This window comes from Fictibacillus marinisediminis, from assembly GCF_023149135.1.
Classification (GTDB): Bacteria; Bacillota; Bacilli; order Bacillales; family Fictibacillaceae; genus Fictibacillus_C; species Fictibacillus_C marinisediminis.
Genome location: NZ_JAIWJX010000002.1, coordinates 269728 through 283334 on the forward strand (window position 1 = coordinate 269728; position 13607 = coordinate 283334).

The window sequence follows — 13607 nt, forward strand, 5'->3', positions numbered from 1 at the left end:
AAACATGGACTAAATTTACAACCTGTTGTATAGTTGACATTGCATAAATTAGATTATATCTATATCCATTGGATTTACAAGCGACGATATGGGAAAAAGTGTAAAGTAATAGACACTCCTGCGTTGTTTGTTGTTTTTCTTGAAAATATACGACGCTATCCAGAAAATTGTCTTTTATGTAAAGGCTCTTTTATAAAAGATGACTGCATTAGGAACTGAAAAGAGATGGATCAGTTGATTGGAGTGGAAGGTGCGAGACTCCTGCGGGAGAAGCGGGGCAGGTGAGACCCGGAGGCGCCTGCGCCGAGAAAGTAGGCGCTGGCGCCGGTAAGGCTCAACGCACGCCCCGCGGAAAGCGAGCAGCCTGAAACGGAAATCAACCACTCACAATGGCAACAAAGGTTAAGATAACAACCTATGTGAAAGAAAGGAAAATGACATGAAGGAAAATAAAAAGTCTTACACAGATCCCCGAATCATTCGCACACGCCAATTGATTCGAGATGCGTTTGTACAATTGCTTCAAGAGAAGGATATCGAGAAAATAACGGTAAATAGCATCGCAGAGCGTGCTACCATCAACCGCGTTACCTTTTATCTGCATTATCGGGATATTCCGGATATGCTGGAAAAGATGGCGGACGATATGATTGAGGTAATTGTCCGTGTTTTGAACAATACGCCAGTGGATGAGAATTCCCCAGAAGGAATTTATTGGCCGAGAATGGTGCACTTCCTCGAGCATATTGCCGAACATTCCAATTTTTATAAGGTCATTCTCGCGTCTAAACGAACACCCATCTTTACGGAACGCCTGTTAAAGCTAGTAACAGAAATGATGGCCGAGAACCTGGAGAGAGAGGGGAGTAACTCCTTCATTTCGATGGCAGGTATTCAAAAGGACGTAGCCATATGGTACGTTTCTTCAGCTCTGTTCGGTACGATCGTAGGCTGGCTTCGAAACGACATGCCGTATACGCCGCTCTTCCTTGCCAAACAATTTTACCTGCTGCTGCCTGGTTACCGCGATAAAGAGTTGTAAATTGAACTTAACTGGTTTCACTTCTGGCTGGTCCGCTATAAACAAGAAACAACAAATACATTCTGATATTTTCAAACAGTATGTTATACTGTTAACTAACCTGTGAAGCGATAAACCATTTTTCAAATACCTTGTACCACGTCCCTGCTCGAATGTTGAGTGGGGTTTTTTTTATGGAGTAATAAATATAAACAATAAAAAAACAGGCTCTATATATAGAGCCTGTTTGTATATGCTAATTTAAGTTTATGCTTTTTGAACGTTAGCAGCTTGAGCTCCACGAGCACCTTGCTCAACGTCAAATGTTACTTTTTGACCTTCATCTAAAGACTTGAAGCCATCAGATTGAATTGCAGAGAAATGTACGAATACATCATCACCATTTTCACGTTCGATAAAGCCAAAACCTTTTTCTGCATTAAACCATTTAACTGTACCATGTTCCATATTTGTTGCCTCCTAGTGCGTTACCACACAATATATTACTATCCCTGCCCAAAGTGATGATTAACTATCGTTTACACCGAACAAAAATAATTCTATCTTTATCATAACAGGAATCGGAAGATGTTGCAAATCACCGGACCTTAAATAAAATATTGCTTAATCTTAAGGTTGGAAAAGGCGGCTTTGCCTCTAAATATATTTGTACAATATTCAAAAGAAAATTGAATTCAATAACAGCATGTTTTAGTTCTTTATTTAATAAGTCCAAGCAATGTCTTTATACAAGCATAAAATAGAATATATAATAAAAAAATTAACTTTAAGGAGTTTTACGTTTATGTTTTTTAAGAATTGTGAGGAGTCTTCAACATCCTCACATGATTGCAAAAAAAAATCCCGTTCCTTGGTCCACTTGAAGTGTAAAAAATTAATACTAAAAAAAACTTCTTCATGCTGCGAAAAAGAATCCTCAAGCTCCTCTCATCATGAGTTTATGAGTGAATCCTCAAGCTCCTCTCATCATGAGTGCAAGAAAGAGTCCTCAAGCTCCTCTCAGTGCATAAAAGAATCATCGAGCTCTTCTCATTATGAGTGCAAGAAAGAATCCTCAAGCTCTTCTCATCATGAGAGTAAAGACCCCTCAAGTTCTTCACAACATAAGAGTAAAAAAGAATCTTCAAGTTCTTCACATCAAAAGAGTAAAAAAAGTTCTTCTCAACATAAGAATAAAAAAGAATCCTCATCTTCTAAATGCTGCAAGAAGAGGGTAGAATGTGATCCTTGCTGGGGAAAAATGACTCATAATAAGTGGGTAAAAAAACTCGGTCCTGCACCAGGATTAGAATAGATGTAAGGTAAGACAGCTTATTTTTAAGCTGTCTTTTTTTTAATAGAATTCAAGATTTGCAAAAAGATGGACTAGTTGTCTTCCATTGGCTATTTGCAGGTTTAAAGAAAACAGCCATTCAAGATTAACGAACATTTTTACGGTTAGTTTTCACGATTCGCCATATTTTTACATAGTATATTGAGAGATTAAGAGATTTACTCTTTCTCTCAGTTCGTTTAATAGGAGGTGAGTTACATGTCATCTTTTAGCAAGCACTGTAAACGTTCATCTCGCCGATCAAGTAAACAAAAATGCAAACGTTCATCATCAAGTTCATCCTCAAAGTTTGTATTTAAATGCAAAAAAGTAAAAAAGAAAAAGCGTCGTCACAGCTAATGATCTAAAATCTGAATGGAAGTTAAGTCTATCTCTTCGGAGGTAGGCTTTTTAAATTGTATTCTTTCCTTACTGGATATATATTTATTTGTTCTTTCCAAAAGAAAAATGCAATAAATTAATATAATAAAATCTTCTCAATCAAAGGAGGGTGAAGGATGGACTTGATCAATAATTTCGCGCCATATGTGGGGCTTGCTGTCGTTCTGTACGCAATCCGCCAAACGTCGAAGGTTTCAAACCGGTATATTCCAATTGTGGCCATTGTGCTGGGAGTGCTGTATTCATTCTGGGAAGCAGGAGGAGCCACTCCGCATAGCACGTTAGTGGGACTGAAATACGCGCTGCTCGGCATCGGAACCGTAGCGGGGGTTAAGTATTTCATAGAATCATCCGCCAACAAGTAATGAGTATAGAAGTACGCGAGGCCGCCGTATCTAGGCGGCTTTTTAATTTTTTGTCGAAAACAAGGAGTTAAGGCCGCTGATTGCGAATGTAAATAAAATAGGAAATAGAACCTAGACTGCTTTTGGGGGATTAGGGTTATCAGGCATAGATCGGGGGAATATCTTTCTTAGATGTTGCATCGAATCGCCTATTATAAAGGGGGATGACCGCATGAGTATAAACAAAGTTAAGTTTGACAGCTACCGATCGGAACTGGAGGCTGTTATTAAAAATATAGAACATGTCATGGTAGGAAAGAAGCAGGTTTCAGAGTTAAGCATTGTGGCTCTGCTTGCCGGAGGGCATGTTTTGCTTGAAGACGTTCCGGGAGTCGGGAAGACCATGATGGTGCGTGCCATCGCCAAGTCGCTGGGACTCCAGTTCAACCGGATCCAGTTTACTCCCGATCTTTTGCCTTCTGACATAACCGGGGTTTCCATTTTTAATCAGAAGGAAATGAACTTTGAATTTCGAGCTGGACCGCTTATGGGAAATGTTATACTTGCCGATGAAATCAACCGCACCTCCCCGAAAACACAATCAGCCCTCTTAGAATCCATGGAAGAGAAAAGTATCACCGTTGACGGCCACACCCACATCCTGCCGAATCCATTCTTTGTCATGGCCACACAAAATCCGATTGAATACGAGGGAACCTATCCGCTGCCTGAAGCTCAGCTGGACCGTTTTCTACTGAAATTAAATATGGGCTATCCGACGCCTGATGAAGAATTATCGATCTTAAGCTTGATCGTGCAAGACCATCCGATCGATAACCTGAAGCCTGTCGTTACCGCAGAGGAACTGAACGGAATGAAAGAGCAAGTGAAAGCCGTGTATGTCGATGAAACCGTAAAAAAATACATCATTGACCTTGTAAACCGCACACGCAATCACCGTTCCATCTATCTTGGAGCCAGTCCGAGGGGATCGCTGGCGCTTATGAAGGCCGCCCAGGCACACGCTTTTATGATGGACAGGGATTTTGTGGTGCCGGACGATGTGAAATATCTCGCGCCATACGTCCTTACCCACCGCATCCTTTTAAAACCGGAAGCCAGATTTGAAGGAGAGACGCCGGATACCGTCATCCGTGATCTGCTGAACCGTGTGCCTGTTCCAATCCAGAAAGGGCAGCATGCCAGATGAAACGGCTAAAGTGGAAGCTGAACAGCAAATATAAAACCCCGCTTGGCCTTGCCGGCATCGTACTCCTTCTCGGCCTGACCTTTTCGTACGCCATGTTTCAGGGTGGGTTTGTGAGCTGGTTTTTGTTTTACAGCGTTTTTCCTTTTACCGTCTATACGGTGACGATGGTCTTTTATCCGCTTCATAGAATACGAATGACGAGGGAACTGAGCAAGGATCTACTCATGGCCGGTGAGGAACTGACCGTGACCATCCGCCTTAAACGAAAAACGCCATTTCCTCTCTTTTATCTTGTCATCCATGATGAGATTCCCGCTCCCTTATATAAAGAAGCGCTGCACGGCGGGGAAGAAGATCAGATTCATTCCCGGGTGTTGTTTTTTCCGTTGTTTAAAAAGAATCTTGTCTACACGTACCGCATCAAGCCTGTGCCGCGCGGCGTTTATGAGCTGAACAGCATCGCGCTGAAAACAGGAGATGTGTTCGGTTTTGTGCAAAAAGAGATAAAAATAAACCTGTCTGATAAGGTCTTCATCTATCCAAGGTATCAGGAGATCGAGCGCTGGGAGATGGACAAGCATCTTCAGAGCGGGATTCAGCGGGCCGGAAGAAAATCGCTGACTGACTATACGTCGACGGTAAGCGTGAGGGATTATGCCCCCGGCGATAAGCTATCCTGGCTGCATTGGAAGGCAAGTGCGCGTTCCAGCAAACTGCTGACAAAAGTGTTTGAACATCAGCGGAATGACGATTATGTCATCGTACTGGATCAATCCGCAGAAAGCTACGGCAATCATGACTGGCTTTTTGAAAAGGCCGTTTCCTTTGCGGCTTCCATCACGCATTACTCCGTGCAAAAAGGGGCCTCGCTAGGTCTATACAGTTCCCGGAATAAAGGGCAGCTGTTGATAAACAGCGGAACCGACCACGAATGGCGGATCTTTCATGAACTTGCGAGCGTTCAGCCGGATATAAAAAAGCCTTTTTATGAATGGCTGAAACAGGAATTTATCGATGGCAGACTTGAGGGAAGAACTGTTGTCATCATCTCGCCGCTGCTGGATGATGTAATGATCAAGACACTGGAAATGGTTACAGCCCGGCAGGCTAACGCAGTGTATTTTTATATGTCGGCCAATGACAGGCTTCACCCTCAAGAACTCACGTCCATCCATCGTTTAAACAATAGTTTAATTCCTGCGGTTTCCATTTACGGGCCGAGGTTCAGTGACGCATTAAAGGCAGGTGCAAACCGTGCAAGCATTTAAAAATAACCGGCCGTCGCCAATTTACTCTCTTGTTCTTTATGCTCTCGGGTTTATGCTCCTGTGGGAGTGGCTCAGGCCGCTGACCCAGATTACGTCCACTGAGGATACGCAGGTTTTTGTTGTGTTTACCGCGTTTTTGTTTATTATTACGTACTTCAAACTGCCGGTGTGGCTCTCATTCCCGATCAAGTTAATCGCCCTGCTGTATGCCGTCCATGCCCTGTATTATCCGGATGTTTTTCTATCATTCCAATGGGTTCCTCACCTGATCGGTGACCTGGAAAGTAATCTGATGTTCATCTGGAATCAGGAATGGACGGAAATGTCTTCGCTGAGCAGGTCTCTTTTGTTCTTTGTCCTGCTCTGGCTCGTGAGCTATCTCATGCATTACTGGCTCATTCAGGCGAAACGAATTTTTTTGTTCTTATTTATAACCGTTCTATATATCACGGTCCTTGATACGTTTACGCCGTATGATGCGAAGATGGCGATCGTGCGCACTGTGTTTATCGGGCTGGTTCTTGTCGGCATCTTAAGAATAATGAAAATCGTGGAGACCGAAGGATTTTCGCTCATGAAAGGACGGTTTCCCATCATGTGGATGGTGCCGCTCACCGTGGTCATCGCCCTGTCTTCCACGCTCGGCTTGCTTGCGCCTAAAGCATCTCCGCAATGGCCGGACCCGGTTCCTTTTATCGCGTCCATGTCGGATAAAGGTGAAGAAGGTTCAGGCATCAACAGCAAGTTTGCCCGAATCGGCTATGGCACGAATGACAGCCATCTTGGAGGGCCGTTCGAATTTGATTACAAAGAGGTTTTTACCGCGACCGTAAAAGAAAAGCATTACTGGCGGGTCGAAACGAAGGACGCCTATACCGGAAAAGGGTGGGAAAATTCTTTCTCCCCGGAATTTCATGCGCTAAACCCGCAATCGGTGGAGTATACTGCTCCAATCTCCAGTCTCATTGAACCGGGGGGAGCTCAGATGATGAAAGAGAAAGCCACCATCAAAATGGCGAAAACCTATCCGTTCATCCTTTCACCAGGCGTCATTACTTCCATTCAAGCCAAAAAAAATGTTAATTTTATGCTTGATCCGCTGACCGGAAAGATTGATACGATGAGCGGGGGCGATCCAACGAGACTAAAGAAATACCAAATGGAATATGAACTTCCGCAATACGATGAGAAAAAATTGCAGGAAAGCAGCCAGTCCTATCCGCAGTATGTGACCGAATACTATCTGCAGCTTCCAAAAGAGCTCCCTTTACGAGTCAAAAAACTGGCGGCATCTATCGTAAAGAATGCTGAAAATCCGTATGATAAAGCCAAGGCGGTAGAGAATTACTTTTCGCTGAATAACTTTGGATACGATACCGTCGATGTGAGAGAGCCAAAGAAAAACGAAGATTACGTGGATAAGTTTTTATTTGATGCGAAGAAGGGGTACTGCGATAACTTTTCGACATCCATGATCGTGCTGCTTCGGTCAGTCGGCATTCCTGCCCGCTGGGTGAAGGGCTTTACATACGGAGAGTATCAGGAAACGAAAAACATGAATAAGACGTATAAAGTTACGAATGCCAATGCCCACTCTTGGCCTGAGGTTTATTTTTCAGGAGTCGGCTGGGTGCCTTTTGAACCAACAAGAGGGTTTTCCAACCCAAGCCAGATTGAAGAGGAAGTGAAGAGCGCGGCGGCGTCAGTAGCCCCTCCTGTAAAGAAGAAAAACAAACAGGAAGTGCAGCCTGACGAGAAGGACCAATCGGCGAGCAAGGGACAAAATGGAGATGGAATTTTAGCCAACCTGGGCAAATCCTTGCTGTACGCGATTCCGCTTATCTTTGCAGCAGCACTCCTTGCTCTTGTGTTTCGGAAAAAATGGCTCCGTCAATATTACATCTGGAGATTCCGCAGGCGAAAAGGGACAGGAACATTTGCAGATGCGTATGACCGCTTGCTCTGGCTGGCCCAGCTTTACGGGTTGAAAAAGGATCCTTCCGATACACTCAGGGAATATGCGGTCTATGTTGACCGTTCGCTTGATACTCGGGATATGAGAATGCTGACTTCTGCTTATGAATCTCAGCAATATGGCAAAAGGCAGACTGCTGATCAATGGACAGATACCAACAAGGAATTGTGGGAAAATTTAATTAAAAAGCTGCGGGGTTGACCGTCTGACAAGCCATTGTTAGAATGTGCTTAAGATACAATGCCATCAATATTATTCTCCTTCGTATATCCTCGATAATAAGGATCGAGAGTCTCTACCGGGCCGCCGTAAATGGCCTGACTATGAAGGCAGGGTTCTTTATGCACAACCGGAATTCTGCCTTTGTTTTTTTTGCTGAAAAAACAGAGCTGGGATTCCGGTTTTTTGTTAAAGAAAAGGATATGTTAGGGTAAATTTGGCAAATACTACGGAAAGATCAATAGATGGGGTGACAGAATGAATTTAGCCAGTGAAATGATCGTCGTTCTAGACTTTGGGGGCCAATACAACCAGCTGATCGCAAGGCGTATTCGTGATCTTGGGGTATACAGTGAACTGCTTCCGCACACAACGACTGCAGAAGAAATCAAGAAGTTGAATCCAAAAGGAATCATCTTCTCTGGAGGACCGAACAGTGTATACGCACCGAATTCGCCTTCAGCGGATGAAGCCATTTTTGACCTTGGAATCCCTGTACTGGGAATCTGCTACGGGATGCAGCTCATGACTCATCACTTCGGTGGAAAAGTAGAGCGCGCCAACCACCGTGAATACGGGAAAGCAGAAATTACGATTGCAAATGAAAGCAAGCTGTATCAAGATCTTCCAAAACAGCAGGTGACATGGATGAGCCATAGTGACCTTGTTGTTGCTCCTCCACAAGGATTTGTAACCGACGTGACGAGCATTTCCTGTCCGGTAGCGGGAATGAGCGACATCTCCCGCCACTTGTACGGCGTTCAGTTCCATCCTGAGGTCCGCCACAGTGAATATGGAAATGAGATGCTAAAGAATTTTATTTTTGCCATCTGTGAATGTGAAGGCAACTGGACGATGGAAAACTGGATCGAGGACGAACTGGAGAAAATCCGCCAGCAAGTCGGAGATAAAAGAGTGCTTTGTGCTCTATCCGGCGGCGTCGATTCTTCCGTTGTTGCGGTATTGATCCATAAAGCGATCGGCGACCAGCTGACTTGTATTTTTGTAGACCACGGACTTCTTCGCAAAGGTGAAGCGGACAGTGTTATGAAAACCTTCAGTGAAGGGTTCCACATGAACGTGATTAAAGTGGACGCGAAAGACCGTTTCCTTGGCAAGCTTAAGGGAGTTTTCGACCCTGAAATGAAACGTAAAATTATCGGCAACGAATTCATCTACGTGTTTGATGAAGAAGCGAGCAAGCTCGAAGGCGTGGATTACCTTGCACAAGGTACGCTTTACACGGACATCGTAGAAAGCGGAACAGCTACAGCTCAAACGATCAAATCCCATCATAATGTAGGCGGACTTCCTGAAGACATGAAGTTTACCTTGATTGAGCCTTTGAACACACTTTTTAAAGACGAGGTTCGTAAGGTTGGTACAGAGCTTGGTATTCCTGATGCGATTGTTTGGCGCCAGCCGTTCCCGGGTCCTGGACTAGGAATCCGTGTACTTGGCGAGATTACAGACGAGAAGCTTGAGATTGTCCGTGAATCAGACTTCATTCTGCGTGACGAAATCAGTAAAGCAGGACTTGAACGCGATGTATGGCAATACTTCACGGTCCTTCCTGATATCCGCAGTGTAGGGGTAATGGGAGACATGAGAACTTACGATTACACAATCGGTATCCGTGCGGTTACATCCATCGACGGAATGACATCCGACTGGGCGCGCATTCCGTATGAAGTGCTGGAGAAAATCTCTACGCGCATCGTAAACGAAGTCAACCATATCAATCGTGTAGTGTATGACATTACGTCCAAGCCGCCTGCAACGATTGAATGGGAGTAATAAACGAACGTTTTATAAATTTCCAATAAAAATATTCGGAAATAGATTGACGAAATCTGTAGCAATTTGTATAATTTCCATGTAAACAGTATAAAAGTCACAGTTTATAAGAAAAGCGTAAGTGCCCTGTTTAAGTCAGACTGCTTATTTTCTATAAACCTGACATTAGTCAATTCGTATAAATTCGGGGATATGGCCCGAAAGTTTCTACCAGGCTGCCGTAAATGGCCTGACTACGAAGGTACATGGAATATCATATGAATTCAGGTCTATACACTGATTCCGTCATGTGATTTCTATTCCCTTTGTATGTTAGCTCAAGGTAGAGAGACCTTGAGCTTTTTTGTTTTTCCATACTAGATAATCAGGGGGATTATGATGAAGAACTACTTTAGCTTTGATGAACACGGTACAACCTACCGAAAAGAATTTATCGCAGGCTTGACGACTTTCCTGTCCATGGCTTACATCCTTTTCGTTAACCCTTCAATCCTTGGTCAGACGGGGATGGATAAAGGAGCCGTGTTTACGGCAACAGCGCTCGCTGCGGCTTACGGTACACTGTTTATGGGCATTGTAGCCAAATACCCGATCGCTCTTGCACCTGGGATGGGATTGAATGCGTTCTTTACGTTCTCGGTCGTGCTTGGCATGGGAATTCCTTGGCAGACGGCGCTTTCTGGTGTTTTATTATCTGGACTTATCTTTATTGCGATTACTGTTTTTAAAATTCGTGAAACCATCATTAACGCGATCCCGGTAGAACTGAAGTACGCAACAGCCTGCGGGATCGGTTTGTTTATTGCTTTTATTGGATTAAAAAGTGCAGGAATCGTGGTCTCCAATCAAGCGACTTTCGTAGGGCTGGGCCATTTAACGAAGCCTGATACATTGCTTGCCATCTTTGGATTTATCGTAACCATTCTTATGGTCGTGCGTGGAGTAAAAGGCGGAATCTTCTACGGAATGGTGATTACCGCGATTGTTGGAATGATCTTTGGTTTAATTGATGCACCTCATAAAGTAGTGGGTTCTGTGCCAAGCCTTGCGCCGACATTCGGCGAAGCGTTCAGCAACTTTGATAAAGTATTTACACCGCACTTGATTGTTGTCGTATTAACGTTCTTCTTCGTTGATTTCTTTGATACAGCCGGTACGATCATGGCTGTTGCGAGCCAGGCGGGGATCATGAAAGATAACAAGCTTCCTCGTGCAGGAAGAGCGTTATTGGCGGATTCTTCTGCGATTGTTGTTGGTGCGACTCTTGGTACATCTTCAACAACTGCATATATTGAATCAGCTTCCGGTGTTGCAGCCGGCGGACGTACAGGATTTACATCGGTTGTTACAGGTTTGTTCTTATTGCTGGCATTATTTTTCTCACCATTGTTGGTGGTTGTAACGCCTGCCGTAACTGCTCCGGCATTGATCGTTGTCGGTGTCCTCATGGTTGGGGTTCTTGGCAAGATTGAATGGAGCAAGCTTGAAATCGCGGTTCCAGCGTTCTTAACGATTATCGCGATGCCGCTTACGTACAGCATTGCCACAGGGATCGCGCTAGGATTCGTTATGTATCCTGTAACGATGCTTGTTAAAGGAAGAGGAAAAGAAATTCATCCGATCATGTATGTATTGTTCTTGATCTTTATCTGTTACTTTGCTTTCTTGGTGGAGTAGGAAATATAAACGAAGCGCTCAGACAGTGAACCTGTCTGGGCGTTTTTTTGTGAAAATGATGTGTTTTGCAAGTAAAGATCCTGTTTCTGCAAGTAAATCGTGTCGAATCGCAAGTAACTGATTCATTTCCGCAAGTAAAGCTTGTCGAACCGCAAGTAAAAGCGACAAATCCGCAAGTAAATGTTCAGTTAAACAGACCTGAAGACCCTTGTTCAAAAATCATCCGGGATATATAGTATAAAAAAGTAAAAAATAGGGAAATAGTCTCGTAGTATGACAGAATCACGAACTTAGCTACACTTTTCAACTATTTTTCCCTACAATAAGGGTAATTAATTGAAACTATTAAACTATAGGGGTCGAATAAAACATGGATTATCGTCTTCAAGCAACACAGCAAACACCAGCGTACATCATGTACCTGCTCGATATCAGCGCGTCCATGAACCAGATGATGGACGCCGGGAACGGACAGGAAAAAAGAAGGATCGATGTGGTAACGAGCGCACTGAACTCCGCGATCCGGCAGATGGTGTTCCGTTCAACAAAAGGAAGCAGGCTTAGCCCTCGCTATAAAGTTTCCATTTTAGCCTACAGTGACAATGTCTTTGATGTATTGGGCGGAATAAAAGGCATTGATGAGCTTGCCAGAATGAAGCCGCTTGATAATGTACAAACCCAGCGGCTGACCAACACAGCCAAGGCTTTTGCTGCTGCAGAAAAAATTCTCCTGCAGGAATTGGAAAAGATGCAGGACTGTCCTGCTCCATTAATATGCCACATGACTGACGGAGCTTATACGGGGGAAGATCCTGAGCCAATCGTGCAAAGAATCATGAACCTATCCGTGCCCGACGGAAAAGTGCTCGTCGAGAATATTTTTATCTCCGACGAAATTTTATCCAAGCCCATTGAGAACTCCAAAAAGTGGCCGGGTATCATGTATGAAACGGTGCTCGATGAAGACTATGGCAACAAGCTGAAGCGCCTTTCCAGTCCTTTGCCGGAGAGCTATCGGGAAATGATGATTGAAACTGGCTATAAAATTGAACCGGGAGCGCTGATGATGCTGCCGGGCACGAATGCTGACCTCGTTTCTCTCGGATTTCAGATGTCTGCCGCCACACCGGTCCGATAATATACATTTAAAATTTCCATAAACCCTGAGGTGAATCCATGTATACGTATTATAGTGATCAAAAGAAAGAAACTCCGGTATCGTCTGTTTACCGGGACCCTTTTTCTATCCGTTACGGGTATGCAAGGTCCAGTGAGACACAGGAAGCTGATGATTCAGGACAGGATTTTTTAGCGTTTGAAGTGAAAGATCGAAGCCTCGTTTTTGCAGTCTGCGATGGGGTTAGCCTGTCCTTTTGCGGGGATCTTGCCGCTCGCTTTATATCTGAAAAGCTTATTCAGTGGCTGGGGGAGCTTCCAGCTGATGAGTATAGGGATGAAGCCGGCGTTAAAGAGAAACTCGCCTCTTTTCTGACAGAGCTGACAGTGGAAGGGACAGAGACGATCAGAAAACATCGCCTGCCGAATTCCATGCCGCCTATTTTAAGAGAAGTGCTCGAGGAAAAACGGACAAAAGGCAGTGAAACGATGTTCATCTGCGGCCGCATCGACATGGCAGATGAGATGACCAGCCAAGCCAGCATGTTTCTTGCGTCTTCAGGAGATATACGATTAAGAGTCTGGAATTCCTCAGGGGAAGTAACGTCTGATGGTAAAATGCAACCCGAAACAAAAAAACGATGGTCCACAAAGGACGGGCTTATCGGCGGGGACATTCATACCGTAACGGGGCAATCATTCGGCGAAGTACGCCGGATCGCGGTTTATTCTGATGGGTTTTCAGCGATTGACGGCTTGAAGCAGCTGCCATCGACGGATCAGCTGCAGATCCTAGTGAAAAAATCGCTCCAATCTCCGCTAAGCGATGACTTGTCTTTTTTAGACATCGCCTGGTAGAAAGGAAGAGAATCAATGGAAGAGATTATTGTTTCCTTTATACATAATGACAGTGAAAAAGATTTGCGCTTGCCCAACCATCTCGAAAGCAAAAAGATTGCCGAAGCGCTTCACGAATGGGCAGGGCATGCGATGGGGTGGGGAGAAGAGCCCTATGATCTTGAATATTCGTTCAATCAAAAAAACTGGTTCCGTATGGAGAAAAAGAAATCGCTGGCGGATGCCGGGGTTTGGGACGGTTCCTTTTTGCGGTTCAGCAAAGAGCCGCAGTCATCACTCCCAAAAGAAGATGACTATATGGCCAGTGATGATTACACGGAAGACGATCAGCCCGAGGAACAGACCGGTATGGATTATGCATGGAAAATTATCGACTAAGGAGGGAAC

11 protein-coding genes and 2 riboswitches are annotated in these 13607 nt (G+C 44.3%); of the genes, 10 read left to right on the plus strand and 1 reads right to left on the minus strand.

Going from position 1 to position 13607, the window contains the following annotated elements; genetic code table 11:
• Window positions 1-439 precede the first annotated feature (439 nt).
• A complete protein-coding gene (locus LCY76_RS01645; RefSeq protein WP_248251176.1) occupies window positions 440-1042 on the plus strand; it encodes a TetR/AcrR family transcriptional regulator in 603 nt (200 codons plus the stop codon).
• A gap of 246 nt (window positions 1043-1288) precedes the next feature.
• Here LCY76_RS01645 and cspC read toward each other — a convergent pair whose 3' ends face one another.
• Window positions 1289-1489, minus strand: coding sequence for a cold-shock protein (gene cspC, locus LCY76_RS01650; protein WP_248251177.1), 201 nt, complete (start codon window positions 1487-1489; stop codon window positions 1289-1291).
• 1383 nt (window positions 1490-2872) lie between these two features.
• Here cspC and LCY76_RS01655 point away from each other — a divergent pair.
• From LCY76_RS01655 to LCY76_RS01695, 9 genes are all read left to right on the plus strand, one after another.
• Window positions 2873-3121 carry a phage holin family protein gene (locus LCY76_RS01655; RefSeq protein WP_053356041.1) on the plus strand — a complete coding sequence of 83 codons (249 nt, stop codon included), beginning with the start codon at window positions 2873-2875 and terminating at the stop codon, window positions 3119-3121.
• Between the two features lie 211 nt (window positions 3122-3332).
• Entirely contained in the window at window positions 3333-4310 is a 978-nt protein-coding gene (locus LCY76_RS01660) for an AAA family ATPase (protein WP_053356040.1), read from the plus strand.
• Window positions 4307-5578 (plus strand): DUF58 domain-containing protein, encoded by a 1272-nt coding sequence (locus tag LCY76_RS01665; protein WP_248251178.1) that lies wholly within the window; start codon window positions 4307-4309, stop codon window positions 5576-5578. The genes LCY76_RS01660 and LCY76_RS01665 overlap by 4 nt, the downstream gene beginning before the upstream one ends.
• Window positions 5565-7754 carry a transglutaminaseTgpA domain-containing protein gene (locus LCY76_RS01670; protein WP_248251179.1) on the plus strand — a complete coding sequence of 730 codons (2190 nt, stop codon included), beginning with the start codon at window positions 5565-5567 and terminating at the stop codon, window positions 7752-7754. Before LCY76_RS01665 ends, LCY76_RS01670 begins: the two co-directional genes overlap by 14 nt.
• A gap of 41 nt (window positions 7755-7795) precedes the next feature.
• Window positions 7796-7897: riboswitch (purine riboswitch) on the plus strand.
• A gap of 133 nt (window positions 7898-8030) precedes the next feature.
• Window positions 8031-9569: a glutamine-hydrolyzing GMP synthase gene (gene guaA / locus LCY76_RS01675; protein ID WP_248251180.1), complete on the plus strand. Its 1539-nt coding sequence runs from the start codon at window positions 8031-8033 to the stop codon at window positions 9567-9569.
• 154 nt (window positions 9570-9723) lie between these two features.
• Window positions 9724-9825: riboswitch (purine riboswitch) on the plus strand.
• Window positions 9826-9947: 122 nt separating this feature from the next.
• Window positions 9948-11246 carry an NCS2 family permease gene (locus LCY76_RS01680; RefSeq protein WP_248251181.1) on the plus strand — a complete coding sequence of 433 codons (1299 nt, stop codon included), beginning with the start codon at window positions 9948-9950 and terminating at the stop codon, window positions 11244-11246.
• A gap of 370 nt (window positions 11247-11616) precedes the next feature.
• Entirely contained in the window at window positions 11617-12384 is a 768-nt protein-coding gene (locus tag LCY76_RS01685; RefSeq protein ID WP_248251182.1) for a vWA domain-containing protein, read from the plus strand.
• A gap of 38 nt (window positions 12385-12422) precedes the next feature.
• Window positions 12423-13220: a PP2C family serine/threonine-protein phosphatase gene (locus LCY76_RS01690; RefSeq protein ID WP_248251183.1), complete on the plus strand. Its 798-nt coding sequence runs from the start codon at window positions 12423-12425 to the stop codon at window positions 13218-13220.
• Window positions 13221-13235: 15 nt separating this feature from the next.
• Window positions 13236-13598, plus strand: coding sequence for an EsaB/YukD family protein (locus tag LCY76_RS01695; RefSeq protein WP_248251184.1), 363 nt, complete (start codon window positions 13236-13238; stop codon window positions 13596-13598).
• The last annotated feature ends 9 nt before the right edge of the window (window positions 13599-13607 follow it).